The following is a 25872-nucleotide window of genomic DNA, read 5'->3' on the forward strand; positions in this document are numbered from 1 at the left end:
GATCCTGGCTGCGGTCGGCGCGGCGGAGCGGGCTGTCGCCGCTTTCGCGCCGGGTGGTTCCGGCGGGGTGCGTGTGGCCTCGTTCGCCAGCGCGGCGGCGATGATCCTGCCCCGGGCGATGATGCGGTTCCGCGCCGCGTTTCCCGGTGTGCCGGTGGAACTCATCACCGCCGATCCCGACGACGGCGTCGCGCTGCTCGGCGACGGTAAGGCCGATCTGGCGCTGATCACCGAGGTTCCCGGTGAACGTCCGCTGTATCCGGACGTGGTCGCGGTGCCGGTGTACGACGACGAGTTCTACGTGGTGCTCCCGCAGCGGCATCGGTTCGCCGGGGCCCCCGACGTGCCGCTCACCGCGCTGGCCCGGGACCAGTGGATCATCAGCTCCGCGACCGGCCGCTGTCCCGATACCAGGGTCTTCCGCGGCGCGTGCCGGCGAGCCGGGTTCGTGCCGACGGTCGCCTTCCGTTCCGAGGACTACACGACGGTGCAGAGCATGGTCGCGGCCGGACTGGGCGTCTCGCTCGTGCCTTCCCTGGCTGCGGCCGGATCCCGCGACGACGTCGCGGTACGACGCGTCGCCGGAACGCGCCCGGCTCGCCGCGTCGGCCTCGCGATCACCACCACCCCCGACCCCGGTTCCGCACTCGCCGCATTCGTCGGCCTGATCCGCACCGAGGGCACCAGGCTGCGCGGCGAGGACCGCCTACAGCATTGCTGAACGCCCCTACAGCATCCCTCGACACCCCTGGGATCCGTGCCCGACCGACCTACCGTTCGAGCACGAACCCGATCAGAAGGACGACAATGGCTCGCGCACAACCGATTACGACCGGGTTGTCGATCGTCCGCACCGCACCGAGCGCACGGCTCACGCCGCGGGCCGCCGACACGAATTCATCAGCGGATGTTGTTGCGCCGCTGAGCGTGCAGTTCTACAGACAGGAGCACAGCATATGTCGAGCACTGAAACCGTAACTCCTCCGCTGCTCACCACCGCCGAGGAGGCGTTGGCGGCTGCGGATGCGGTGTCCGCCGAGGTCGTCGAGGGGGCGGTGCGGCGGGAGTTGGAGGATGTGCCGCCGCTCGAGGAGTTGCGGCTGGTGGCGGCGTCGGGGTTGCTGGGGATCGGGGTTCCGGCCGAGCACGGCGGGCCGGATCTGCCGCTCTCGGTGGTCGTGGAGGTGCTGCGCAGGCTCTCGCGGGCCGACTCCACGGTCGGGCAGTTGCTGCTGTCGCATTATGTTCTCGGACAGGGGATCCGGGATCTCGGCAACACCGCACCGGCACCTCGGCTGTATGCCGACATCCTGGGCGGGGCGCAGCTGGGGAACGCCACCGCCGAGCGCGGCACCCGGACCGCGGCCGAGCGGCTGACCACGATCCGGCGGCGGGACGAGGGCGGCTGGGTCCTGAACGGGCGCAAGTTCTATGCCACCGGCGCGCTGGGCGCGTGGTGGATCGGGGTTTCGGCGCGGATCGCGGATACCGAACCGGCCAGCACAGCAACGGTTTTCGTGCGCTCGGACACGCCCGGGGTGAATCTGGCGCTGGATCGGTGGAGTTCGTTCGGCCAGCGCGGCACGGCCAGTGGCGAGGTCGGGTTGGACAACGTCGTCGTCGCGGGCGAGTTCGTGATCGATGAGGGCCCCGCACCGGATCCGCACAACGCGGACCCGTCGATTCTGGGTGCGTTCGACCAGGCTCTGCACGCGGCCATCGATATCGGAATCGCCCGTGCCGCACTGGAAGACGGTGCGGAGTTCGTCCGGACCCGCAGCCGCCCGTGGTTCGAGGCGGACGTGGACAGCGCCGCACAGGAGCCGCATATCGTCCGGCGGTTCGGCGAGCTGACCGCGCGACTGTACGCACTCGAGGCGCTGCTGGCCCATGGCACGGATCTGATCGACGCGGCGCAGCGCGCACCGGAGCTCACCCGGAACGATGCGGCAGCGGCCTCGCTCAGCGTCGCCGCGGCCAAGGCGCTGGCACAGGAGTTCGCGGTCGAAATCGCCGGGGGCGTCCTGGAATTGGCCGGAACCTCGGCCACCGACCGCAAGTACGCCCTGGACCGGCACTGGCGCAATGTGCGGGTGCACTCGCTGCACGATCCTGCCCGCTGGAAGTACGTCCATCTGGGCAACCACACCCTGCACGGCACCCGGCCGCCCCGGCTGGGCGTGCTGATCTGAGACGAGACGGCACATCCTGCCCCGCGACGCGACCGCGATCGTCACCCTCGCCAACGGCCTGTCCCGGCACGTCCGCCGACGCATCGATGCGATCCAGGCCGCCACGGTCGCGACCTGGACCCGGCGAGCCCACTGGCAACCGCTGTCGGCCCTGGCCCTGGAACCCGGAACCGAGGTGTTCCTCGGACTGCTGCACGCGCAGGACGGTGCGTCCGGCGCACGGGCGAGAACGGAACTGGCCTGTTCGGATCACGCTTCCGGCTGGGTCCGAAAGACCTTGCTGGACAGGAAGTCCGCGCGATGGTCCGGCGGGCGCGTTCAGCAGCGGCCGGGCGTCGATGCCGCGAGCCTGCCGCCAGGCCGGGCTGTCCACGAAGTGGTTGTCGAATCTCTCCTGGGCGGCGAGGATTTCGGCCGGGTCGGCCTGGCCCTCGCGGATGCGGTCGCCGAGCCGGAAGTAGTCGAAACGTTCGATGCCCGGGGTGAAGATGACCAGCACATCGGCGGCCGAATCGTCCGGGGCCGCCCAGGCATGTGTCATGTGGGCGGGCACGAGCAGGAAATCTCCCTCGGCGATGTCCAGGATCTCCTGCCCGGCAAGGACCCGCAGCCGCCCACCGAGCATGAAGAACAGTTCGGCCGAGCCGGTGTGGAAGTGCGGCGGCGGGCCATCGGTGCCCGCCGGGAGGTAGGCGCGGTTGCCGCTCAGCACGCCACCGGTCGTGTCGTGATCCGCGTACAGCCGCACCCCCATGGTGTCCAGGGTTTCGGCCTCGTCGTAGCGGACCAGCAATGCGTGGTCGTTCGTGTCCATCGGTTTCTCCCGTCCGCTGCCCGGGAACCTCCCAGGATCACCACCACAGAGCTGCCGCACACCCGATGCGTGACATCATGAGGACTGCTGTGATGCACGACACATCTGCCGGTATCGCGTCACACAACACGCTGCAAGGACCTCTTCGGTAGCGACGGACGAGGAGAGGAATGCCGTGACGTACCGAGCACCGCACCGGGCCGACGACGAGGTCACCGAACGATTCCTGGGCTATCGCGAACTGCTGTTCTCCGTGGTCTACAACATGCTGGGCAGCATCGCGGACACCGAGGACGTATTGCAGGAGGTATGGCTGGCGTGGGCGGCCCGGCACCGCGACCCGCACGCGCAGCCGATCGAGAACGCCCGCGCCTACCTGGTGCGTGCCGCGGCGAATCAGGCACTCGCGCGTCGGGTGGAGGTGAGCCGACGCCGGGAGACGTATGTGGGCCCGTGGCTGCCCGAGCCGATCGTGGTCGACGAGCAGGACGCCGCGAGCGCGCTCGTGCGCAAGGAATCGCTGTCCACGGCGGTTCTGGTCGTTCTGGAGACGCTGAGCCCGCTCGAGCGGGCGGTGTTCGTCCTGCACGACGTATTCGGATTCCCGCACACGGAGATCGGGGACATCCTGGGTCGCACACCCGCAGCCGTCCGGCAGGCCGCCGCACGGGCCCGCCGCCACCTGCACAGCCCGCAGCCGCGGCACCCCGCCGATCCGGAAGTCCGAGCGCAGGTCACCGAACGTTTCGCCGAGGCAGTGCTCGGCGGTGACCTCCCGGCGCTGCTCCAGGTCCTGGCACCCGATGTCACGCTGTGGACCGACAGTGGCGGTCGAGGTCCGGCGCGCAGCCTGCGGCCCGTCCACGGTCGCGAGGCCGTGGCGGCGATCTTCACGGCCGTGGCCGCAGACCTGCCGTCCGGTGGCGTGGACATCCGCTACCGCTGGGTCGCCGGAGATCCGTGCGCGCTGGTGTTCTCCGGCGACAGCCCGCTCGCGGCCGTTGTGATCGAACCGGATGCCCGCGGTACCCGGATCGCCGCGATCTACTCGATCACCAACCCGGACAAGCTCACCGGAATCCGCTGAGCCCCGCGACTACAGCCCGATGTGAACCGTCTTCTCCTCGGTATCCGCCTCGATGCCGCTGCGGCCGAGTTCGCGACCGATGCCGCTGCCCGCGCGCCCGCCCCACGGCAGCGCGGGATCCGGTACGCCCCAGCCGTTCACCCACACCGTGCCGACTCGCAGCTGCTCGGTGACGGTCAGGGCGCGGGACAGGTCACGGGTGTGGATCATGGCGTTGAGGCCGTATTTGGTGGTGTTGGCGAGATGGACGGCCTCTTCGGTGGTGGAGAAGCCGATCACCGTGGCGACCGGGCCGAAGATCTCCTCGCGGGCGATGGTCAGATCGTTGGTGCCGCGAAAGACCGTGGGCTGCATGAAATATCCGGGCTTGTCGAGGCGACTGCCGCCGGTGATCAGGTCCGCACCCTCGTCTCGCCCGATGTCGACGTAACGCAGGATCTGATCGAGCTGTCTGGCGTTCACGATCGTGCCCATGGTGCTGTCCGCGTCGAACGGATCGCCCGGACGCGCCTGCTCCGCGGCCGCCACCAGCCCCTCGACGACCTGATCGAGGATCGATTCGTGCACCAGCACACGGGTTCCGGCCGCGCAGACCTGCCCCTGATGATAGAAGTTGCCCATCGCGATCCAGGGCATCGCCTGTTCCAGGTCGGCATCGGCGAAGATCAGTTGCGGCGCTTTACCACCCAGCTCGAGGGTGACCTTGCGGAAGGTGTCCCCCGCCAGGCTCTGGATCTGCCGACCGACCCGCGGGCTGCCGGTGAAGGAGATCTTGTCGATTCCCGGATGAGCGGCCAGCGCAGCACCGGCGACCTCACCGAGTCCGGGCACCACATTGACCACACCATCCGGAATCCCCGCGGCGGCAAGCAATTCCGCCAGGCGCATGGTGGACAGCGACGCGTCCTCGGCGGGTTTCACCACGGCGGTGCACCCGGCCGCGAGCGCGGGGGCGAGTTTCCAGGCCGCGATGAGCACCGGATTGTTCCACGGCGTGATCGCGCCGAGCACGCCGAGCGGTTGCCGCAGGGTGTAGCCGAATCGCTTCTGCGGACCGAAATCCGGTAGCAGCGCGGTGGTTCCGGTGACCTTGTCCGCCCATCCGGCGAAATGGCGGAATGCCTGTGCGGCACAGGGGATGTCACCGGCCACCGAATCGTGGAACAGCTTGCCCATCTCGATCGCCTCCAGGGCCGCGAGATTCTCCGCGTCCTGTTCGATCAGATCCGCTGCGCGCGTGAGGATCCGGCCGCGTTCGGCGCCGCTGATGCGCGACCACTCCCCTTCCTCGAACTGGAGGCGGGCCGTGGCCACGGCATCGTCCACGTCCTCGGGCTGGGCCGCGGCGATGGAGACGACCAGATCACCGGTGGCCGGGTTGTGGGACTGATATGTCTTCCGATCCCGGGCGTCGAGGTTGCGGCCCCCGATCCGCAGCGTCGGGTCGGGCAGTTCGTAGGTGGGACTGGTCGCGGTCATGTGGTGCTCCGGGAATCGCAGAGATATTGGGGCTGGATGATTCAGTCGGGTGCCTGGAAGTGCCGGCGCAGACCGGCCCAGGAGGTGTCGTAGTTACGCTGGCGGTGCGACGCGTTGAAGGCGTGCTCGGTGACGATCAGCGGCCAGCGGGTCTCGAACATGAACGGCAGGGAGCCCTCGAGCTTCTGCGGCCGCAATTCGGCGACGCTGGCGGTCTCGAAGGTTTCGCGGTCGGGCCCGTGCGCGGTCCACATGTTGTGCAGGCTGGCGCCGCCCGGCACGAAACCCTCTGCCTTCGAATCATGTACGCCGCGAACCAGACCCATGAATTCGGTCATCACGTTGCGATGGAAATGCGGCGGGCGGAACGTGTGCTCGGGCACCATCCAGCGCGGCGGGAAGGCCACGAAATCCACATTCGCCTGACCGGGGGTGTCCGACGGTGAGGTCAGCACGGTGTACAGCGAGGGATCGGGATGGTCGTAGCCGACGGTGCCGAAGGCGTTGAAATCCTCCAGGTCGTACAGGTAGGGCGCGTGCGAGCCGTGCCAGGCGACCACGTCCAGGGGTGAGTGGTCGTATTCGGCCGACCACAGATTCCCGCCGAACTTCTGCACCACCTCGACCCGGTCCTCGACGTCCTCGTACGCCGCGACCGGATAGCGGAAGTGCCGGGCGTGTGCCAGTGCGTTCGCGCCGAGCGGACCGAGCTCGGGCAGGGTGAGCGGGCTGCCGTAGTTCTCGCAGATATAGCCCGCCGCAACGGAATCCAGAATCTCGACGCGGAATCGGACCGCTCGTGGCACGACTGCGAACTGTCCCGGCGCGAGGAGCAGGCGGCCGAATTCGGTGTGCAGCAGGATGTCCCCGTCCTGCGGGACGATCAGCAACTCACCGTCGGCATTGCCGAAGTACCGCTTGTGCATGGACGCGGTGGCACAGTACAGGTGGATCGCGATGCCCTGCCGTTGCAGCACATCACCGTTCGCGGCGACGGTGTACACACCGTCGAGAAAATCGACACCGGAACCGTTGCGCGGCATCGGATCCCAGCGCATCCGATTCGGATTGGCGACGCCCTCGAGCGGCGCGCTGTGGAAGGTGCGATTGTCGACGCGCTGAAACGGCGGATGAGCGGCCGAGGGCCGGATGCGATACAGCCAGCTGCGCCGGTTCACCGCCCGAGGTTCGGTGAACGCGGTGCCCGACATCTGCTCGGCATAGAGCCCGTAGGGCGCGCGCTGCGGGGAATTCTGCCCGCGCGGCAGTGCGCCCTCGAGGGCCTCGGTCTGATGCTGATTGCCGAATCCGGCGAGGTACCGCAGATCCGCGCGGGCGCTCTCGTGCGGAGCGGTCATTTCAGCGCCACCAGTTCGTGCAGGGTGGTGCCCTTGCGTACCTCGGTGTGCCCGTCCTCGTGCAGGGACAGTTCGAACGCGGATTGGAAGCGGAAGTACGCCGGATGACCGATCGCCCGATATACGAGCGGTTTGATCAGCCGCGATCGCACGATCGGGAAATCGTCGATGATGTCGTGGGCTTGGATGACCGATTCGACCGTGAGCCGCAGATCCAGTCGATCCGGCACGCGCAGTTCGATCCACTCCGGAAATTCCCGGCCCGCGACCGGATGAAATCGCTTGGGGCCCTCGGTCAGTACGGTCTCGCCCGTCGACAGGACGATCTGCCCGTCGCGGGCCAGCATCAGTGGCGCGATCTCGTGCGATCCGCGCCGCGGCTGGGTCAGCACGTCGGCGAACAGCAGCGAGTACTCCTCGTCGTACAGCCTGCCCCAGTGCCAGCGGTCGATGATCTTCTTCATATCGCCGACGCCCCAGTTGTGGTCGGCGTACCCGCGCCCATCGGCCGACAGAACCGTGTCGTCGATCCGCACGGTTCCGGTGACGCGGGCGCGCGGAGCACCGACCGCCCAGCCGAAGGAGTTCTGCGCGTCGAAGTGCGTCTCCCCCTGTCCCGGCATCCAACTCGGCAGCTCGTTGTGGAACTGCAGATCGAACACCAGACCGTCCTCGGCCAGATGCACGTGATGGACCGGCAGTCCGTCATCACGGAATTCGGTGTGCGCGTGGTTGTCTCCGATGCGCACGTCGAAGAAGTCTTCGCCGAAACTCGCCGCGGTGCGCGGATACCGCTTGGCCACCTGACGCCGATCCCCGTCGGGGCCGTAGACGATCAGTTCGACCCACGGCTTGGCACCGGGCAGATCCTCGGGACGGCGTTTGGTCAGGAATCCGACCGCCACGTGTCCGGTATCCAGGCGAGCATCGAAATACCAGTGCTCGAAGGCCAGCTTGCCGGCCGAGGGATGTAATGCGTTGTGGCGCGGTTCGACCGCGGTCAGCTCGCCGTCGCGGCGACCCGGGCCGTTCCACGCTTCGATGATGTCCGTAGTGCTCATGGTCACTTTCGTTGGAAGGGAGTCGGATTCATCGCCGCAGTGCGCCGCTGGCGTCGAATTTCGCCTCGCGGCCCTGCATCTGGGCCCGGTACCAGTTCTCGCGATGCCACAGCATGAGCTTCTCGTGCTGCCGCGCGAACGCCGGACTGGCCCGCCGAGCCAGCTCCATGGCGGTGATCAGCGGGAATCGGGCGATCGGGATGGCGATCCACGGAAATGCCGGTGGCATACGGTATTTACGCCGAGTCCCCGGGGCCATGTACATCGCCGAATACACCGAGTTGATCCGGAAGTTGTACATCTCGCGCAGCCTGGTCAGCCCGCGGTGGCCGTCGCGAGGCGCGAAGGCCGATGGATAGGACTCGATCAGCTCCGCGCCGTGCTGTCCGGCGTCGTACGAGCGTGAGGCGATGGTCATGGCCAGCACCCGCAGCGAGTCCAGCACCGTTTCGGGATACCAGGCCACCCGCACGCCCAGCAGATAACCCATGTACTTCTGAAAGTGCAGCAGCGCACGGATTTCCGACGGCGTGGTCTGATATCCCAACGCCCACAGGCCGAGTCCGGGCGTGACGCTGCCGCCGAGCAGGGTCAGCAGCTGATAGGTCTGGCTGATCGGCAGACCCCACCGCTCGATATCCCACTCGGGGTGCTCGGCGACACGGGCGCGCACCGAGACGTGCATGATGCGCACTCGCAGCGCCGTCGCGCGGCCCTGCGCGCCGAGGGTGAGCAGACCACCGGGCTCGGAGACGTCCATCCAGAATCGGCAGGTCTCCAGGAACCGGCGCAGCGCACTGTCACCGGCGTATCCGCCGGCCAGTGACAACGGCGTGGCGACGGCCGATTCGGTGTACATCTCCAGGGTTTCCGCGCCGGCGAAGCTGAAAAGCATGGTGCCCCAACGCCGCCAGATCGCCGCACCCTGTTCGACCAGCTCCGGCCGCACCCAGTCCGGCACGGTCTCGAATTCGGCGAACAGCTCGCGCATGGCCTCGGGTGCGTCGGGCACGGTGGCGATTCCGGTGTTCAGCGCCTGGTTGAGCATCTCGCGACCGCGCTGGGCTCCGGTCTCGCCGTGCATGACCTCCGCGACGAACCGTTCGGCGACCGGATCACCGCTGAACAGGTCCGCGCACAGCGCACGCGCCTGGTCGTCGGTCGGGAACAGCGCTCGGCCGGTGAGCGAGGCGAAGATTCGCTCGAGCCGCTGCACGCCGGGGGTGCGGCGCGCCTCCCAGTAGCGGAAGGCGCTCGGGCAGCGCGTCGGCTCCCCGGCCCGGGTGGGCTGGGCCTGCACCGTCATCGGATCCTCCTCGGATTCGGTTTGCATATCAGTTACCTTGTGCCACAGTCGATGACGGGCTCAGCACACGGTCGTCGAGCCAGGACCGCAGTCGTCGCACGATCGTCGGCAGACCTTCGGGCTGATCGACCAGGTAGTGGTTCAGATCGGCCATCTCGATCAGCTCCGCGTCGGGATCCGCACTGGCGGCGCGCATTTCGCGCGAATCGCTGACGAAGGCGGCCTGATCGCCGCGCAGGCACATCACCACCGTCGGCGCGTGGACCGAGGTGAGATCGGTGAGTGCGTCGGCGCGCGAATGGTTCACACTCCACGAGCTCAGCCAGCTGCGCGCGGTGACGAACCGGGCCAGCCCACCGGCCCCTTGATTGGCGATGCTCGGATCGCCGTACATACTCCCGGGCTTGCGGTCGCTGGGGTCGAGCGTCGAGTCGACGAAGCGCGGATCAGCCACCGTGCGGTGCACCACGCGTCCTGGGTCGGCGCCGGGACGATCCTTGGAAAGCTCCAGCTGCTCGAGCGCCCAGGCGTCGATGCGCTCGATGCGGCGAAGTTGGGCCTGCCGGTATTGCGCCACCCAGTCCCGATCCAGCGGCAGCTGCCGGGCGGGGTCGTAGAGATCCAGGGCCGGATCGGTGCGATACGGATCGGACTCGTCGACCACGGCCGGATCGATCCAGTTCCGCAGCACCCGCGCGCGCCCGGCATGTGCGCCGACCAACATCACGCCGTCCGCCGGGATCGAATCCTGTAGCGCGACAGGCTCACCCGTGGGAGTCTGCGTGATGGTCGGCTGCTCCGCCTGCCCCTGATAGAACGACACCAGCGGCCCGCCGCCGCTGAATCCCAGCAACACCACGCGCGCGAAGCCGTGCTGCTCCTTCAGCCAGCGCACGCCCGTCCCGACATCCTCCGCCGCGCGCTCCATCAGCAGTGCGGGCTCATTGGACGAGTAGCGGGTGTTCATACCCATGATCGGGATCCCGGCCGAGGCGAACGCGTCGAGCAGGAAGTGGGACAGGAAATTCGACGCGGGATGCGCCATCAGTACCACGAGATCACGCGAGAACCCCTGGGGCGTCACGAGATTGCCGTGCAGGGTCGGATAGTGGCGGCTGAGTCCGGAGTGGATCTCCACCTTCCCGTCCTGCGCCGGGCGATACGGCATGCGCTGGAAGTGTTCTTCGACAGTTCCGGCCAACGTCGGCCTCCTGATCTTTTTCCACCGAAAATGCGATCCACGTCGGTGCGATCTGCGTCGCAATCGCGGACCGTACTTTATAGTACGCAAAGACGGTACACCAAGGTATGTATTGGAGAGTTGCGGATGGCGGACAACGACGATGCCGACGAGCCGAAGCAGGCGAAACCTTCCGACGCGGCAGCGTCCGAGGACGAATCCGACGCGGCAGCGTCCGACGACTCCACAGACGCGGCGGTTGCCGATGACTCGGCGGAGCGAGCGCGTTCCGCCACCGCCGACCGGTCCGAGGAGTCATTGTCCCCGGAAGCGACCGACACAGCCGCGGAATCAGCGCAGTCCACGCAATCAACCCGACCCTCCAACACGGACAGCACCGAGGACGCATCCGAGTCGGCGGATCGTCCTCGTCGGCTGAACCGAATGCCCAGCAGGCGAATACTGGCCTCGGCCGCAGCCGCTGTCGTCATCGTCGCACTGGCGGCCGTCACGGCGACACTCGTGCTCCAACACCGCACAGCAACAAGGGAACAGGCCGATCGCGCGGCCTATCTACAGGCGGCGCGGCAGGCCGTGGTCGATCTGACCACGATCTCGGCAGGTAGCGCCGATGCCGACGTCGCGCGAATCCTCGCCGCGTCCACGGGCACGTTCCACGACGACTTCGGCTCTCGCTCGGCCGCTTTCACCTCGGTGGTGAAGCAAGCGCACGTCTCGACCACCGGAACGGTCAGCGCGGCGGGTATCGAATCGATGTCCGGCGACGAGGCGAAGGTACTCGTGGCCGCCACCTCCCGAGTCACCAATGCCACTGGCGCGGACAACGAACCGCGCGTGTGGCGACTGCGCGTACTCCTGCACCGAACCCAGGGCCACATATTGGTCTCGAACGTGGACTTCGTGCCATGACGGGCCGCACAGAGCAGACCGTCGCGGACACGACCGTGGAGGACGAGATCATCACCCGGAATGCCGACACCTCGACCGACGAACCGGTCACGTCTGCCGATGAATACCTGGCCGAGGGCGAAAATGCGTCCGCGACAAGCACCGAACGAGAGACCACCGCGGAAGCGAACCATCCCGCTACCACAAAGCCCTTCCACGCCAGCGACTCCGAACGTGCCGACGGTGCCGATGCCGAATCGTCCAGCGACGCAACCGTGCAGCGCCGATCCGGCACCGACCGACAGGCCATCACTCGCCGCCGGCCCGCCGCAGTCGCGGCAGTCGTCATCGTGGCGCTCGTGATCGCGACCGTCTGGTCGGTCCTGCAATCCCGCGGCGACGCCGCCCTTTCCGACGCCGACCGCGAGGTCGGACCCGCCGCCGCCGACGCGGCCGCAGCCGTCCTGTCCTATAAACCCGACACCGTCGCCGCGGATCTGGCTCGCGCACACTCCCATCTCACCGGCGACTTCGCCACTTACTTCGACAAACTGGGCAGCGAGGTGGTCATCCCGGCGGCCAACGCACGCCATATGAGTTCGACCGCGACGGTGACCGCCACCTCGGTCGTCTCGGCGGATTCCGAACACGCGGTCGCGCTCGTCTTCGTCGATCAGGTCACCACCGCCGACGATCTGAAACAGCCCACCACCATGTCCAGCAGCCTGCGTCTGGAATTGGTAAAGATCGGCGAACATTGGCTGGTAGATAAGCTGGACACCGTATGAACTCGGCAATGCCGCACGCCACGTTCGCCTTCGAGGTCTATGGTGTTCCGTTATGGCGACCAGAGATGTCACCGTGACAGTGACCGTGGACAGCTTCGAGTGGGATTCGCTCTGCGACGCGGCCGTGTGCGCGGGCATGAGCGTGCCGGACTACCTTGCCTGGAATGTGCGCAAGATCGCGCAACGATCCCGCCCCAAGGGATCCCCGGTCCTCGGGCGGCGCAGCGGGCTCGGCGAGGAGGTCGGAGAGACCGCCGCCTGGACCGAAACCTTCTCTCAGCGACTACAAGACCGAGCCGAACAGTTCCGCAACGACTGAACCGCAGTCGAATCCGGACACGCTATAACCCGGGGTGGTGACACGCCTCGGGCTCGAATACGGTTGAATCGGGTATGCGCAGTGACTACCACGAGAACCTGCGGCAGCTGGCACAGCTGCAGAACCTGATCTGCCTACAGGATCGGGCCGCGATCGCCGATGCGACGCAGGCCCTGGTCACGGCCGATATCGAACTGGCCGAGGCCGCGATCGACACTGCCGCCCGGGTCGAGACCATGGCGCAGCAGGCGGAGCAGGAAGCGATCCGATTACTCACGCTGCAGGCCCCGGTGGCGAGCGAATTGCGGCAGGTCGTGACCGCCATCCAGCTGATCGGGAATCTGCAGCGGATGGGGGCGCTGGCCGGTCATGTCGCGGTGAGCGCGCGCCGTCGCCATCCGGAATTCGTCGTCGCGGATCCCGTGCGGCCGTTGATCATCCGCATGGGTGAGGCGGCGGTCGTGATCGCCACCAAAGCCGCCGAGGTCCTCGAATCCGGCAATCCTGATGCCGCGGCCACTCTGGACGCCCAGGACGACGCCATGGACCATCTGCACGAAGAACTGCTGGGCCTGGTGCTGAGCCCCGAATGGGGTTACGGCGTCACCGCGGCTGTCGACCTCACCCTCCTGGGCCGGTATTACGAACGTTTCGCGGACAACGCCGTAGAAGTCGGCCGCCGCACCATCTTCCTGGCCACCGGCCAAACCGCCGAGACCTGGACACCGCCGGACGCGGAGTAGTCACCCGCAGGTTCCGGCCTGGTCGACCGGCTCGGGCGTGTTCCGATGTCACGGAGGCGGAGCGAGCAGGGTGGGCAGCGGTAGCGGTTTTCCCGAAACGCCGTGGCGTAGACCAGCATCGGCGTAGAGCTTGCCGTCGCCGCCGACGTAGCTGCCATCGGTCGGGGTATATGTGCCGACGGCGGCGGCCGGTTGTGCGGGTACGGCGGGTGCGGGTGATCGTGTGGTGGCGCCGGACGGGTCTCGGCACAGTTGGACGGTGGCGGCGCGGCGGCCCGGGAACTCCATGCAGGGTAGGTTGCGCGCGCCGCGGACGGCCCGCGGATCATCGTGCGCCACTTTGCAGTACAGGTTCGGCGGAGTCGCCGCGGTATCGGTCTGCGTCGGTGAGCGGCGTTCGCTCGGGGGCAGGAACCCTTCGATGCATGGGGGCGGGTCGTTGAGCTGGTTGGCGAAGAAGGTGTTCTGACCGGGATCGTCGACATTCGGCAGACCGGCCGACTGGGTCGCGGCGATCAACGGCGGATACAGCACCAGGATCTGTTGTAGTGACGGGTTGTACACGGCCGCAACCTGTTCCACGGTGACCAGATTCGACAGCAGTAGCGGCAGGGTCGGGCGCAACCGGGTGAACAGGGCGGTGACCTGGTCGGCGGCCGGTCCGGCCTGCGCGATGACGCCGCGCAGGTGGTCGTCCCCGGCACGCAACGTCCCGGTCACCGCGGCCAGGGACGAGGCCCACCGACGAATCTGATCCCCGGTGACGGTCTGGGTGTCCAGCAGCGGTCCGAGCTGATCGATCAGCGTCGAGGCGGGTCCGTCGACCCCGGCCGCGGCGTGGGCGAGCTGATGCAGTGCGTCGACCAGTTCGCGCAGTTGCGGGCCGAGACCGTCCACGGCAGTGAAGGATTCGTCCAGAACGGTACGCAGATTACCGGGGCCGATCACCTGCAGTGAGGATTCGATCCGGTCCAGGATGCGGCCCACATCGGCCGGCGTGGAGGTCCGATCGGCATGGATCACCGCACCATCGGCCAGGTAGGGCCCTGCGGCGTGACGCGGCACCAGGTCCACGTACTGCTCGCCGACCGCGGACATACTCCGCACCGCCGCATCCAGATCGGCGGGAACACGGACCGAGGATTTCAGCGAAAGTGTCGCGCGCGCACCGGCATCGGTGGTGGTCAACGCGGTCACCTTGCCGATGGTGACGCCCCGATAGCTGACGTCGGCGTTGGTGTACAGCCCACCACCGTCGTGCAGTTCCAGGCCGATCGTGTACCGCCCGATGCCCATCCGCTGTGGCAGCTGCGCGTACACGGTCGCGGCCGTCGCCAGCGACACCACGGCGATGACCGCGAACACCCACAATTTGCGCGGCAGCGGCCGCGGCCGACGGCTCATCGCGGACCACCCGGGCCGGGCGCGGGAGTCAGCAGTCCCGGCAGCGGGATCGGCGCGGTCTGGATGGGACCGGGCGCGGTGTGCCCGATGATGGCCTCGAGACCGGTCAGCATGCCCTGGAGCGGCGTCCCCAGCAGCAACGCGTTGTCCAGGGTGTTCAGCCGCAGGTCCAGGGTGACCTCGCCGTTGGCGTAATCCCCGCGCACCGCATTGGCGTAGGTGTCGATCGGGAAGGGGTAGGTGAGCAGGTAGCGCAGCGATTCGGTGAGCGAGGCGCCCGAATCGGCGAGGGAGGCCAGGACGGGTTGCAGATCGCGCAGTTCGGCGGTGATGTCGTCGCGGGTGTTGCCGATCAGCGCATTCGCCGTGCGTCCCAGATCGCCGAGACCGGTCAGGGCGTGCGTCAGGTCGGCGCGACGATTCCGGATCACGATCAATGCCGGGTCCAGATGGGTTATGGCCGTGGATATCTCGTCATGATGGGCGGCCAGGCGCGAGCTGAGTGCGTCGAGCCCGGTGATGGCGTCTACGATGTCCTGTTTCTGATCGTCCAGCCCGCGCATGAGTGTGTCGAGCTTGGCGAGCAGATCGCGCACCGCGCCCTCGCGACCGGACAACGCCGCGTTCAGCTCGGTGCTGATATCGCGGATCTGCGCCAGTCCCCCGCCGCTGAGCACCAGCGACATCGAGGACAACGTCTGCTCGGTGGTCGGGAAACTACCGGCGCGCGTGAGCGGGATGAGCGAGCCGTCGTGCAGTGCTCCGTGCGCGGGTTCGGTTGCCGGAGCGGCGAGTTCGATGTGAGCGCTGCCGAGCAGGCTGGTCTGGCCGACCTCGGCGGTGGCGTTCTCCGGCAGGTGCACCCCGCGTTCGAGGCGGACGGTGACCAGCGCGTGCTGGCCTTCGAGCGCGATATCGGTCACCGACCCGACCGTCACGTCGTTCACCAGCACGGGCGAATTGCGTTGCACGGTCGACACATCGGGCATCTGAATGCGCACCGCGTACGAACCCGGCCCGTGCCCGGCGGTCCCGGGCAGCGGCAGCGAGTTCAAACCTCGCCAGCCGCAACCGGTTCCGCACGCCGCGACCAGTCCCAGCACGACCACGAGCGTGGCGATCCGACGCACGGTCATCGCGGACCTCCCGGAACCAGCAGTTGCGACAGCACCGAGGGAGCCTGTGGCGGGGGCGCGAGACCCGGTGGGCTGTACACCACTTGCCCCGGCAACGCCCCGACCCCGCGCGAGGGATTGACCGCGAGCGGCGGATAGTCGGTCCGCAGCAGATTCAGCAACGGCCCGAGGTATTGCGCGCACATCCGCGCGCCCTGCTGCGCGTCGGTCTGTTCGGCCGCGGCGATGGCCGAGCACACGAAGTTCACCGGATTGGCGAAATTGCTCAGCGCCAGCGCCGAGACCACCGCATTGTGCGCGGGCTGATAGATGCCGTCCAGGTTGGCCATCGCGTTCGGCGCGACGTGCAGCACCTGGGCCAGGCCGTCGCGTTGCTGGGCGAGGGTGGCCGCGACCGAGGACAGCGAATCGGCGGTGCCGCCCAGCCGATCCCGATTGTCCGCGACGAACCTGGTCACCTCGCCGAGCGCGCCGTCCAGGCCGTTCAGCGCGGTCCCCAGATCGGCGCGGTTGTCCGCCAGCAGCGTCGAGACGGTGGCCAGGCGATTGTTGATCGAGACGATCTGCTGCCCGCTCTGCGACAACGCGCTGACGAAGATCTGCAGATTCGCGATGATCGATACCAGATCTCCGCGTCCCTGCGAGAGCGTCTTCATCGCGTCGGACAGCGTGCTGAGCGTCTGATGCAGATTCGGCCCCTCACCGCGCAGATTGGCCGCGGCGGAGTCCACGACCTGTCCGAGCGGTCCGCGCGGATCGGTGTCGGTCGGGCCCAGTGCCGTGGCCAGCCGCTGTAGCTGTGCCTTGATCTGATCCCACTCGACCGGAACCGCGGTGCGCCCCAAGGGAATCGTCGCACCATCGGCCAGCTTCGGCCCGGCGGTGTAGGCGGGCGCGAGCTGAATGAACCTGGAAGACACCAGATTCGGGGACATGATCACCGCCTTGGCAGCCGCGGGTATCGGCTGCCCGGTGTCGACGTGGAAACGGACCCGCACGCGATCCCCGGCGGGTTCGATCGCATCGATCCCGCCGACGGTGACGCCCATGATCTTGACCTCGTCACCGGTGTACAAGCCTGTGACAGAGGTGAATTCGGCGGTGAACTCGTCTCGGCCCAGGCGCGGGGCCACGACGTAGGCCCCGGCCGCGAGCACGATCAGGATCACCACCAGCGACGACCACACCAGCGGTGCGCGTCGCCGGACGGCCCGGGTCATCGAATTCATTTTCCCCCCTGGGGAATTGTGGGAGCGGGCGGGCCCAGCGCCGCGTCGACGTACGGGGCGATGAGCTGCCCGGGGATCAGGTTCTGGATGTAGGAGTTGAAGAACGGGCCGCTGGCCACGGCCTCGCCCAGCTCGGTCATGTACGGACCGAGGCGGGCGATGGCGGCGCTGATGTTCGCGTTGTTCTTGTTCAGCACGGCCAGTACGGCGTCGACCTTGTCCAGCGTCGGGCCCAGCTGCGCCTGATTGTCGTGCACCAGCCCGCGCAGCTGTTCGGCCAGCTTGCTGACGTTGCCGAACAGGGTCGATACCGCTTCGCGACGGCTCTGTAGTTCTCCCAGAACGGTATTCGCGTCGACGACGAGCGTGTCGAGCTGGCCGCTGCGCTGTGCCAGCACGGTGGTCACCCGTCCGGCGTGCTCGAGCAGATCACGCAACTGCTGATCGCGTTCGGCGATCGTCGCGGACAGCCGCCCGACGCCGTCGACGGCCGCGCGCAGATCATCGGGGGTGCGCTGCAGGGTTCCGGCCAGCACCTGCATGGCCTTGCTCAGTTGCGCGGTGTCGATATTGCCCGCGGTGTCGTTCAGGTCGGTCAGCGCGTCGTTGAGGTTGTAGGGCGAGGTGGTGTGGTCCAGGCCCAGCGTGCTGCCGGGTCGCAGGGTGTGTCGCCCGGCGGGTTGCAGGCGCAGGTGCCGTGCGCCCAGCACGGTCGCGGTGACGATCCGCGCGGTGGTGTCGCTGCCCAGCCGCACTCCGCAGCCGAGATCGAATTCCACCGCCACCGCGGCGTGGTCGATGGCGACGTGACGCACACTGCCGCAATCGACTCCGGCGACCTCCACCACGTCACCGGTGTGCAGGCCGCCGCTGTCGGTGAACAGCGCGCGATAGGTGCTGTGGCTGCTCAGGAACGGCAGGGAATCGATGTTCAGGGTTGCCAGCACTACCAGGCCGATCAGCGCGGTGCCCAGAAGTCCGGCGCGGAAGACGTTGCGGGTCTCGGTATTTCGGTTCATTTCGGCGCGCACCGCCCGGTGGTCTGCCCGATCAGGGGTGTGGTGAAGTCCTTGCCGCCGGGGCCGTCGAGTTTGATGCGCAGACCGCACAGGTAGTAGTTGAAGAAGTTGCCGTACGCGCCGAGTCTGGTCAGCGCGGCATAGGTGTCCGGCAGTCTGCCCAGGATGCTGTCGAGTGTGCCGGATCCGGCGTCGAGCTGGGTTGCGGTGCGGTTCAGCTGATTCACGGTGCCCGCGAGCGCGGGCCGGTCCTGGGTGAGCAGACTGGCCAGGGATGCGGTCGAGGCGTCGATGTGGGTCAGCGCCTGGCCCCACGCTTGATCGTCCTGGGCCAGGCCGGTCGCGATCTGCTGCGCGGTGTCCAGGGCCGAGGACAATTCGGCGCTGTGCTTGTCGACGCTGCCCAGCACGGTGTCCAGATTGCTCACCACGCGACCGATCACCTCGTCGCGGTCGGCGAGGGTGCTGGTCAGCGAGGCGGCGTGCACGAGCAGCGACTGCACGGTGCCGCCTTGGCCTTGCAGGACCGCGATCAGTTCGCCGGACAGGTTGTTGATCTGCACCGGGTCCAGGCCGCGGAACAGCGGTTGGAAGCTGCCGATCAGCAGATCCAGATCCAGCGCCGGTTGGGTGTGGTCCGGGCCGATGGTGTAGCCGGCTGACGCGGGCGCGGAATCGCCTGGGCCGTCCTGTAATTCGAGGTAACGATCACCGACGAGGTTCTGGTAGCGGACAGTCGCCCGCGTCGCGTGCGTGATCCGATAGTCGCCGTCGACGTCCAGCGCGACGTGCCCGCGATAGTCGGCGTCCACACCGACCGCGGCCACCCGCCCGACCTCGACACCGGCGACCCGGATGAAATCGCCCTTCTTCAAACCGGATACGTCGGTGAACTCGGCGTAGTACCGGCTGTGCGCGTCGAATCGGTACTGGCCGAACACGATCACCAGCGCGACCACGATCAGTAGCATCACCGCGGCGAACAGTCCGGTCTTCACGGTCGTTGCGGTGCGGCTCATCGCGCCCCTCCCTTCGCGGCATACAGCAGATTCAGCAGCGAACCGGGCACCAGCTGCGGTGAGGTGGTACCGCCGTGGAAGGGATCGACCCCGGTATCGGCGACGATCGCGGGCGTCGGGACCTGGTTCATGCTCACCTTCGGCAGTGCGCCGCACCGGGGTCCGCCGCCGGCGCGCACGACCGGCAGATTGCCCGGATAGGTGTACGAGCTCACGCCGAGCAGGAAGGTCGAGCGCAGCAGCATGGTCGATCCGTTGCCACCGGAGACCGGTTCGGCGAGTTTGCGGGCCTCGTCCGCGCCCTGGAGGAAACAGGTGAATTCGGGCGAGTACCGGCCCAGCAGGGTGGTCGTCGGATGCAGCAGGCCGATCGCGGAGATCAGCGGTTCGCTGTTCTGCGTCAGGACCTGATCGGCCGTGCCGGACATGCCGATCATCGACAACAGGGCCGAATCGAGGGTGTCGTCGGTGGCCACGAGGGTGTCGGCGGTGGTGGAGGCGTTGGTGAGGGTGGCGGACAGATCGTCGTCGGCGTCGGCGTAGACGGTGGCGGCCTCGGCGGTCGAACGCAGATCGTGACGCAGTTGCGGAAGTCGCGGATTGATCGTCGCCAGAACGGCATTCGCGTCGTCCACCGCTCGGCCGAGGTCCGCCCCCTGACCGCGCAGCGCCGCGGCGATCGCCGAGAGGGTGGTGTTGAGTTCTTCCGGCGCGACGGCTTGCAGGATCGCGGTGAGCGATTCGAAGATCGAATCGATCTCGACGGTCACCGAACCCGCGCGGATGGTCGTTCCGGCGCGGATCGGTCCCGCGGACTCGTCGCGAGGATCGGTCAGGGCGATGTACTTCTCGCCGAAGATGGTCGTGGAGGTGATGTCCGCGCCGGAGCCCGCCGGTACGGTCGCCGCCGCGGTCCGGTCCAGCCGCACATCGACGACCGCGCCCGCCGACCCCTGCTCGACGCGGGCGACCCGGCCGACCTCCACACCGTGGCGCTTGACCAATGCGCCGGTCCGCAGAGCCAGTCCGGCGCGGCCGGATTCGATGGTGATGTCCACCGACGGACGGAATGCGCCCCGGTACGCGGCGTAGGTCAGGGCGAGCGCGCCCGCGAGCGCGAGCGCCAGGACGAGGGCGGCGAACTTCTTGGCCAGCGAGTGACGGGTCATCGTGATCAACCCGCCAGATGGAGTTGCCGGGCGCTGCCGTAGAGGGCCAGCGAGATCAGCAGCGTCACCGTCACCACGCAGATCAGCGACAGGCGCACCGCACGTCCGGTGGCGACGCCGACACCGGCCGGACCACCCACGGTGTGGAATCCGTAGTAGGTGTGCACCAGCATCACCACCGCGGCCATCGCCATGGCCTGCGCGAACGACCACAGCACGTCGTCGGGGTTCAGGAAGGTGCCGAAGTAGTGGTCGTAGACCCCGGCGGACTGGCCCAGCACCAGCACCGTCGTGATCCGGCTGGACAGGAATGCCGCCACCACGCTCAGCGCGTACAGCGGGACGACCACGATCAGACCCGCGAGCAACCGGGTGCCGACGAGATACGGCACCGAACGAATCGCCATGGCGTCCAGCGCGTCGATCTCCTCACTGATCCGCATCGCACCCAGCTCGGCAGTGGTCCCCGCGCCGATCGTGGCCGCCAGGCCGACCCCCGCGGTCACCGGCGCGACCACGCGCACGTTGACGTAGGCGGACAGAAATCCGGTGAACGCCTCCACCCCGACGCCGCCGAGTGCGTGATACCCCTGCACCGCCACGGTCGCCCCGGCGAAGAAGGTCAGGAATCCCATGATCACCACGCTGCCGCCGACCAGCGCGAGAATGCCTGTGCCCAAACTGATCTCGGAGATCAGCCGGAGCGTCTCGTCGCGGTACGAACGCGCGGCCCGGCCCACCGACAACACCGAGCGCAGATAGAACAGCACCTGATCGCCGACCGCGTCCACCGCGCGGCCGGCCGTGCCCGCCCGGCGGCGCAGCGACCCGATCGCGTCGTTCGCGGTGCTCATCGCCGCCCACTCCCCAGTGCCAGGCCGATCGAGGTCAGCACGAGATTCGCGACGAACAGCGCCACCGCGGCGAACACGACGGTTTCGTTGACCGCGTTGCCGACGCTCTTGGGTCCACCGGTGACCGACAGCCCGCGATAGCAGGCGACCAGACCGGCGATCCCGCCCGAGACCGCCGCCTTGAACTCCGACAACGCCAGATCGCCCGACCCGACCAGCAGCGTCACACTCGACGCGTACGCGCCCGGCGAGACGTTCTGCAGGTACACCGAGAAGAAGAACCCGCCGATCAGCCCGATCGCGCACACCGCCCCGTTGAGCAGCACCGCGACCACGGTCGAGGCCAGCACGCGCGGCAGCACCAGCCGCTGCACCGGATCGATGCCGAGCACCTCGATCGCGGAGATCTCCTCCCGGATCACCCGGGACCCGATATCCGAGGCCATCGCGGTGGCCCCCGCCCCCGCGACGACCAGCACGGTCACCAGCGGCCCGATCTGCGTGACGGCCCCCAAACCCGCTCCCGCACCGGACAAGTCGCTCGCCCCGATCTCCCCGAGCAGCGAGTTCAACGTGAACACGACCAGCACGGTGAACGGAATCGACATCATCACCGTCGGCAACAACGACACCCGGGCCAGAAACCAGCACTGCTCCGCGAACTCCCCCCACGGAAACCGCCCGCGCCCCAACGCCCGTGCGGTATCCAGGGCCAGCAGATAGAACTCGCCCAGGGCACCCACCGCACCCCGGACCCCCGAAGCGGCCTTCGTCACCCCCGCTCGGGCCCGAATCGGCAACTCCTGCATTCGATTCCCCGATGTGGTCATATTCGGATCATCCGTTCGATTCCGGAATCGCCTGTTGTAGAGGTGCATCTGAGGAACCCGGTGACGTGGCGGGCGATCATCCGCGCACCGTCCGATAGCGCAGCATCATTTCGTGGTCCTCGTGGTCGAGCAGATGGCAGTGCCAGACGTAACCCTGTAGCTGTCCGTGCGACATGTAATGTGCTGCTGCCATGTCGTTTCCGGTATCCGACACGGGACGGCCGGGAAAGGTCGCGTCCGGGTCGAAGCCGAGTTCTTCGGCGCTCGGGAACCGGACGATGATGCGGGTGACGGTGCCGCCCTCGGCGCGGACGATGTCCTTCCAGCCCGATTCCCATGCGGCGGGCGGCTGTTCGGGTCCGGCCAGGAAGTTCTCCGCCGAGGGGGTCCACTTCACGCCGACGGGCGGCTGGGGGTTGGCGGCCTGATAGTCGATGGTGCGCAACGGGGTTCGGCCCAGGATGCGGAAGTTGACCAGGTGGATGTGGATCGGATGCGGGTCGGGGGTGATGTTGATGATGTTCCACTGCTCGACCGTGCCCTGGCGCGGCATCTCGATCTCGGGATCGTCGAAGGTGAGGTTGTTCAGCACCATGATCGCCGGTGGCATGCGCACCGCGTAGGGCTGGCTCACGGTGAGGTTCCGCACGACGGTCGGTTTCTCCAGTGCGGGCATCGCCGCGGGCAGCCCAACCGCGCCCCGAAGTCGTTGCGGCACAGGACCGGTGAACCCGCGACGACTCGCCGCGCGGAACCGGCAGAACAGCGGCATCGCGACCTCACCGAGAATCGCCGCCTGGAACACCGGCGCCTCGTCGTTGCGCAGTTCGACCGTCTCCCCCGGCGCGAGTACGGAGAAGTCGACCAGCAGATCCACCCGCTCGCCCGGCTCGAGCAGCAGATCGCGCACCGGCACCGGCCGGTCCAGCAGTCCGTGATCATTGCCGATCACCCAGAACTGCATGCGGTTGCCGAAGAACAGATTCCACAGACTGAACGAGGCCGCGTTGAGCACCCGGAACCGGTAGAGCCCGCGGGCGACCTCGAGTTCCGGCCACACGACGCCGTTGACGACCCCGACATCACCGACGCCGCCGCCCTCCCACGCGCCCTGCGGCACGATGACCGTCGAGCGCAGACTCTGCTGTCCTTCGGCGGTGAACAGCTTCTCCTGCAACACCATCGGGACCTCGAACTCACCCGCGGGCAGTCCGAGCGGATTGCCGGGCGCGCCGGTGTCGAATTCGTCGCGCAGCAGCACCATTCCGGCCAGCCCGGCGTACACGTTCGCCCGGGTGATGCCCATCGCGTGGTCGTGATACCAGAGGTTCGCGGCGTACTGCCGCAGCGGAAAGTGGTGTGTGAGGCCCTGTCCCGGGAAGACCAGCCGCTCGGGATGTCCGTCGCTGTCCGGCGGGGTCACTGCGCCGTGCAGATGGAACGAACACGGCGGCGAGGTCCGGTACCGCTCGCCGACTCCGTGCACGGTGGTGTCCAGATCCGCCGTGAAGGGGTGCGTGCCGATCCGATTGCCGAACCGGAGGGTCAGCGGCTCGTCCACCCGATGTTCGATGGTCGGCCCCAGGTACTCCATTCCGCCGTAGCCCAGCGCGGGCGAGGGGCCCAGATCGCGATGGAATCGGTGCGTCGTCGTCGCGGCGTTCAGCTCCAGATCGTCGCCGCGCAGCACCGGCAGCCGCGGCATCTCGTCGCGGAAGGGCCGCATCGGCGGGGAGTGGAACAGCAGCGGGCTGGGCGGCAGGGCGGGTGGGTCGGCGGACGCGAGATTCGCTGTGCGGCAGTACATTCCCGCGGCGACCAGACCGGCTCCGGCGCGGTGCAGAAATCCCCGGCGGCCGATCGGTCCATCCATCGCTGGGCCCTCCTCGGATGGCCTCATCGCGCATCCTGCTGATCATACTTTTTGGTATAGTCGACGGTACTTCGGTGAATGGTACACAGCCGCGAGCACCGGGCGAGCAGAATCGGAGAACCCGTGAATTCAGCCCTCTCACCTGCGCCGCGAGCCGTCCCCGCAACGGCCCGCCCGACCACTGACCTAGCATCGAAGACGTGAGCGCAGCAGATAACCCCCCGGAACCGCACGCCGGGGCCGAACCGGAATCCGGTGCGCGACCGCGTCGATCGAAGAAGGCACAGGCCCAGCGCAGCGGTCGCAGCCGCAGCCCGCGCCTGTCCTACGACGACTGGGTCGATGGCGCACTGGCCCTGCTGGCCCGAGAAGGCGTGTCCGCCATCAAGATTCCCCGGCTGTGCACCGAACTGGGCGTCACCAAGGGCAGCTTCTACTGGCATTTCGACGACATCCAGCAGCTCATGGAGGCGATGGCCGATCGCTGGGCCGCCGTGCAGAGCGATGCCGTGCGCGCCCTGGGCGCCATCGACTCCATCCCCGTCGAGCAGCGCATCGAGCAGATGGCCTCACTACTGGTGGATCCGAGCACCTGGATCGTGGAGGCCACGGTGCGCGAATGGGCCCGCAACGACGCCAAGGTGGCCGGTGCGGTCCAGGCGCTCGAGCGCAAGGTCTTCGACATCGTCGAGCAGACCATGCTCGAGCTCGGATTCGACACCGCCCAGGCCCGCCTGCGTGCGGGCGCGATGGTCTACCTGGGCATCGGCCTCATCCACGGCCGCGACAGCCTGCCCATCCCCACCGCGCAGGAGGCGCAGGCGGTCATCGATCTGCTCACCACACCGGCACAGACTCCGGAGCCGCCTCGGTGAGGTGGTGCCGCACCTTCTGCCGGTGACCGGGATCGTCGTCTAGGTAGATTCTCAACCGATTGCAGATTGCAACCAGAAGGGGTTTCGAATGACACAGCTGGTCCGCGTCCAGAACTTCACCCTGTCGAGCGACGGTTACGGAGCCGGGGAGGGGCAGAGTTTCGAGCGGCCGTTCGGTCACGCCGATCCATCCGAACTGTTCGCCTGGGCAGGTGCGACCGCACACTGGCCGAACCGCACCGAACCGGGCGGCGGCTACGGCCTGGACGACTACTGCACCCGCGACTTCCACAACAACATCGGCGCGGAGATCATGGGGCGCAACAAATTCGGCCCGCAACGCGGTCCATGGGAGAACTACGACTGGCAGGGCTGGTGGGGCGAGGAACCCCCGTTCCACACACCGGTTTTCGTGCTCACCCACCACGTGCGGCCCTCGTTCACGCTGGGCGAGACCACGTTCCACTTCCTCGACGCATCGCCGAAGGAGGCGCTGGCACAGGCGTTCGCCGCGGCCGACGGGAAGGATGTGCGCATCGGCGGCGGAGTGAACACGGTGCGGGAATTCCTCGACGCCGATCTCATCGATCAGATGCACATCGCGGTGGGACGACTCGAGATCGGCCGTGGCGAGCGGCTGTGGTCCAACCCCGAGGAACTCACCGACCGCTTCCACCTGGAGCAGATCCCCAGCCCGAGCGGTATGGTGCACCACTTCTTCTGGCGGCGCTGAGGGGTGCGGGCCGCCGCCGATTCGCACCGGCGACGGCTCCGCCCCGCGATACGCCACGCTCACATGGCGCTGCCGGTGGACATGCCGCCGTATCCGAACGGCGAGAACATGCCGCCTCCGTACGGGTACGGCGAGAACATGCCGCCGCCGTACTGATTCCAGCCGCCGCCCTGCCACTGATTCCAACCCCAGCCGTGATGACCCCAACCACGATGACCCCAGCCACCATGCCCCCAACCGGGATGCCCCCAACCGCCATGACCCCAGCCGCGATGCACCGGATCGGCCGACGGAGTGGCGGGGGCGGTGGCCGCGGGAGCCGGGGTCACCGGAATTCCGGCAGCCGGTGACGCGAAGGCCGGTGACGCGACCGCGACCGGCGTCGCGACGATGACGAACGCGACGGCCGCACGGGACAGCGTGCGCCGCGCATTCAGCGGAACGAGATTTCGAGACATGCGAACTCCTAACGTGCACAACGTATTCGGATCCGCT

24 protein-coding genes and 2 pseudogenes are annotated in these 25872 nt (G+C 67.8%); 10 read left to right on the forward strand and 16 right to left on the reverse strand.

All coding sequences use genetic code 11. From position 1 onward, the window contains the following. The 3 genes and pseudogenes from ON40_RS38760 to ON40_RS50750 form a co-directional block, all read left to right on the forward strand. The coding region (locus ON40_RS38760; RefSeq protein WP_051194241.1) for a LysR substrate-binding domain-containing protein at nt 1-721 on the forward strand (721 nt) is incomplete at its 5' end. Nucleotides 722-956: 235 nt separating this feature from the next. Further along, nucleotides 957-2192, forward strand: coding sequence for an acyl-CoA dehydrogenase family protein (locus tag ON40_RS38765; protein WP_040830512.1), 1236 nt, complete (start codon nt 957-959; stop codon nt 2190-2192). Nucleotides 2193-2199: 7 nt separating this feature from the next. Then, nucleotides 2200-2433, forward strand: a pseudogene (locus ON40_RS50750) (hypothetical protein); the annotation flags it as partial. 300 nt (nt 2434-2733) lie between these two features. Here ON40_RS50750 and ON40_RS55185 read toward each other — a convergent pair. Further along, nucleotides 2734-3006: pseudogene (locus ON40_RS55185) on the reverse strand (cupin domain-containing protein); the annotation flags it as partial. Between the two features lie 175 nt (nt 3007-3181). On the opposite strand from ON40_RS55185, the gene ON40_RS38775 reads away from it, so the two are divergent. Beyond that, entirely contained in the window at nt 3182-4093 is a 912-nt protein-coding gene (locus tag ON40_RS38775) for a sigma-70 family RNA polymerase sigma factor (RefSeq protein WP_040830430.1), read from the forward strand. Nucleotides 4094-4102: 9 nt separating this feature from the next. Here the strand turns inward: ON40_RS38775 and ON40_RS38780 are convergent, their stop codons facing one another. From ON40_RS38780 to ON40_RS38800, 5 genes are read right to left on the reverse strand one after another with little or no spacing between them, the layout of a single operon-like run. After that, entirely contained in the window at nt 4103-5572 is a 1470-nt protein-coding gene (locus ON40_RS38780) for an aldehyde dehydrogenase family protein (RefSeq protein ID WP_040830431.1), read from the reverse strand. A 41-nt stretch (nt 5573-5613) separates the two neighbouring features. Continuing rightward, the gene (gene hmgA / locus ON40_RS38785) at nt 5614-6930 is read right to left on the reverse strand and encodes a homogentisate 1,2-dioxygenase (protein WP_040830433.1); all 1317 of its coding nucleotides are present in this window, start codon (nt 6928-6930) and stop codon (nt 5614-5616) included. Beyond that, entirely contained in the window at nt 6927-7991 is a 1065-nt protein-coding gene (locus ON40_RS38790) for a DUF7064 domain-containing protein (RefSeq protein ID WP_051194242.1), read from the reverse strand. Before ON40_RS38790 ends, hmgA begins: the two co-directional genes overlap by 4 nt. 28 nt (nt 7992-8019) lie before the next feature. Then, nucleotides 8020-9297, reverse strand: a complete 1278-nt coding sequence (locus ON40_RS38795; RefSeq protein ID WP_051194260.1) for an oxygenase MpaB family protein — start codon at nt 9295-9297, stop codon at nt 8020-8022. Between the two features lie 28 nt (nt 9298-9325). Next, entirely contained in the window at nt 9326-10498 is a 1173-nt protein-coding gene (locus ON40_RS38800; protein WP_245568182.1) for an alpha/beta hydrolase, read from the reverse strand. Nucleotides 10499-10624: 126 nt separating this feature from the next. Between ON40_RS38800 and ON40_RS38805 the strand changes: the two genes are divergently transcribed. The 4 genes from ON40_RS38805 (at nt 10625) to ON40_RS38820 (ending at nt 13236) form a co-directional block, all read left to right on the forward strand. Then, nucleotides 10625-11407 (forward strand): Rv1363c family protein, encoded by a 783-nt coding sequence (locus ON40_RS38805; RefSeq protein WP_051194243.1) that lies wholly within the window; start codon nt 10625-10627, stop codon nt 11405-11407. Further along, nucleotides 11404-12174, forward strand: coding sequence for a hypothetical protein (locus ON40_RS50760; RefSeq protein WP_051194244.1), 771 nt, complete (start codon nt 11404-11406; stop codon nt 12172-12174). The genes ON40_RS38805 and ON40_RS50760 overlap by 4 nt, the downstream gene beginning before the upstream one ends. Before the next feature lie 52 nt (nt 12175-12226). After that, nucleotides 12227-12493 (forward strand): hypothetical protein, encoded by a 267-nt coding sequence (locus tag ON40_RS38815; protein ID WP_040830437.1) that lies wholly within the window; start codon nt 12227-12229, stop codon nt 12491-12493. A gap of 74 nt (nt 12494-12567) precedes the next feature. Further along, nucleotides 12568-13236 (forward strand): phosphate signaling complex PhoU family protein, encoded by a 669-nt coding sequence (locus ON40_RS38820; protein ID WP_040830439.1) that lies wholly within the window; start codon nt 12568-12570, stop codon nt 13234-13236. 48 nt (nt 13237-13284) lie between these two features. Here the strand turns inward: ON40_RS38820 and ON40_RS38825 are convergent, their stop codons facing one another. The 9 genes from ON40_RS38825 to ON40_RS38865 all read right to left on the reverse strand — a co-directional run bounded on the left by ON40_RS38825 (nt 13285) and on the right by ON40_RS38865 (nt 23769). Next, nucleotides 13285-14640 carry an MCE family protein gene (locus tag ON40_RS38825; RefSeq protein ID WP_051194245.1) on the reverse strand — a complete coding sequence of 452 codons (1356 nt, stop codon included), beginning with the start codon at nt 14638-14640 and terminating at the stop codon, nt 13285-13287. Continuing rightward, the gene (locus ON40_RS38830; RefSeq protein WP_040830441.1) at nt 14637-15776 is read right to left on the reverse strand and encodes an MCE family protein; all 1140 of its coding nucleotides are present in this window, start codon (nt 15774-15776) and stop codon (nt 14637-14639) included. Before ON40_RS38830 ends, ON40_RS38825 begins: the two co-directional genes overlap by 4 nt. Continuing rightward, nucleotides 15773-16996 (reverse strand): MCE family protein, encoded by a 1224-nt coding sequence (locus ON40_RS38835; RefSeq protein ID WP_051194262.1) that lies wholly within the window; start codon nt 16994-16996, stop codon nt 15773-15775. The genes ON40_RS38830 and ON40_RS38835 overlap by 4 nt, the downstream gene beginning before the upstream one ends. 5 nt (nt 16997-17001) lie before the next feature. Continuing rightward, the gene (locus tag ON40_RS38840; RefSeq protein WP_040830521.1) at nt 17002-18024 is read right to left on the reverse strand and encodes an MCE family protein; all 1023 of its coding nucleotides are present in this window, start codon (nt 18022-18024) and stop codon (nt 17002-17004) included. Beyond that, nucleotides 18021-19043, reverse strand: a complete 1023-nt coding sequence (locus ON40_RS38845; RefSeq protein WP_040830445.1) for an MCE family protein — start codon at nt 19041-19043, stop codon at nt 18021-18023. The genes ON40_RS38840 and ON40_RS38845 overlap by 4 nt, the downstream gene beginning before the upstream one ends. Continuing rightward, nucleotides 19040-20212, reverse strand: a complete 1173-nt coding sequence (locus tag ON40_RS38850) for an MCE family protein (protein WP_040830522.1) — start codon at nt 20210-20212, stop codon at nt 19040-19042. The genes ON40_RS38845 and ON40_RS38850 overlap by 4 nt, the downstream gene beginning before the upstream one ends. Before the next feature lie 5 nt (nt 20213-20217). After that, a complete protein-coding gene (locus ON40_RS38855; protein ID WP_040830446.1) occupies nt 20218-21066 on the reverse strand; it encodes an ABC transporter permease in 849 nt (282 codons plus the stop codon). Next, on the reverse strand, nt 21063-21875 hold the full coding sequence (locus ON40_RS38860; protein WP_051194263.1) for an MlaE family ABC transporter permease: 813 nt from the start codon (nt 21873-21875) through the stop codon (nt 21063-21065). Before ON40_RS38860 ends, ON40_RS38855 begins: the two co-directional genes overlap by 4 nt. Before the next feature lie 97 nt (nt 21876-21972). Next, nucleotides 21973-23769: a multicopper oxidase family protein gene (locus ON40_RS38865; protein ID WP_051194247.1), complete on the reverse strand. Its 1797-nt coding sequence runs from the start codon at nt 23767-23769 to the stop codon at nt 21973-21975. Nucleotides 23770-23969: 200 nt separating this feature from the next. On the opposite strand from ON40_RS38865, the gene ON40_RS38870 reads away from it, so the two are divergent. After that, nucleotides 23970-24644 carry a TetR/AcrR family transcriptional regulator gene (locus tag ON40_RS38870; protein ID WP_051194248.1) on the forward strand — a complete coding sequence of 225 codons (675 nt, stop codon included), beginning with the start codon at nt 23970-23972 and terminating at the stop codon, nt 24642-24644. A gap of 88 nt (nt 24645-24732) precedes the next feature. After that, nucleotides 24733-25377, forward strand: a complete 645-nt coding sequence (locus ON40_RS38875) for a dihydrofolate reductase family protein (RefSeq protein WP_040830449.1) — start codon at nt 24733-24735, stop codon at nt 25375-25377. Nucleotides 25378-25436: 59 nt separating this feature from the next. On the opposite strand, the gene ON40_RS53845 is transcribed toward ON40_RS38875, so the two are convergent. Next, on the reverse strand, nt 25437-25835 hold the full coding sequence (locus ON40_RS53845; protein ID WP_051194249.1) for a hypothetical protein: 399 nt from the start codon (nt 25833-25835) through the stop codon (nt 25437-25439). Nucleotides 25836-25872 lie beyond the last annotated feature (37 nt).

Origin of the sequence: Nocardia jiangxiensis NBRC 101359 (assembly GCF_000308615.1) — a bacterium.
GTDB classification, from domain to species: Bacteria; Actinomycetota; Actinomycetes; order Mycobacteriales; family Mycobacteriaceae; genus Nocardia; species Nocardia jiangxiensis.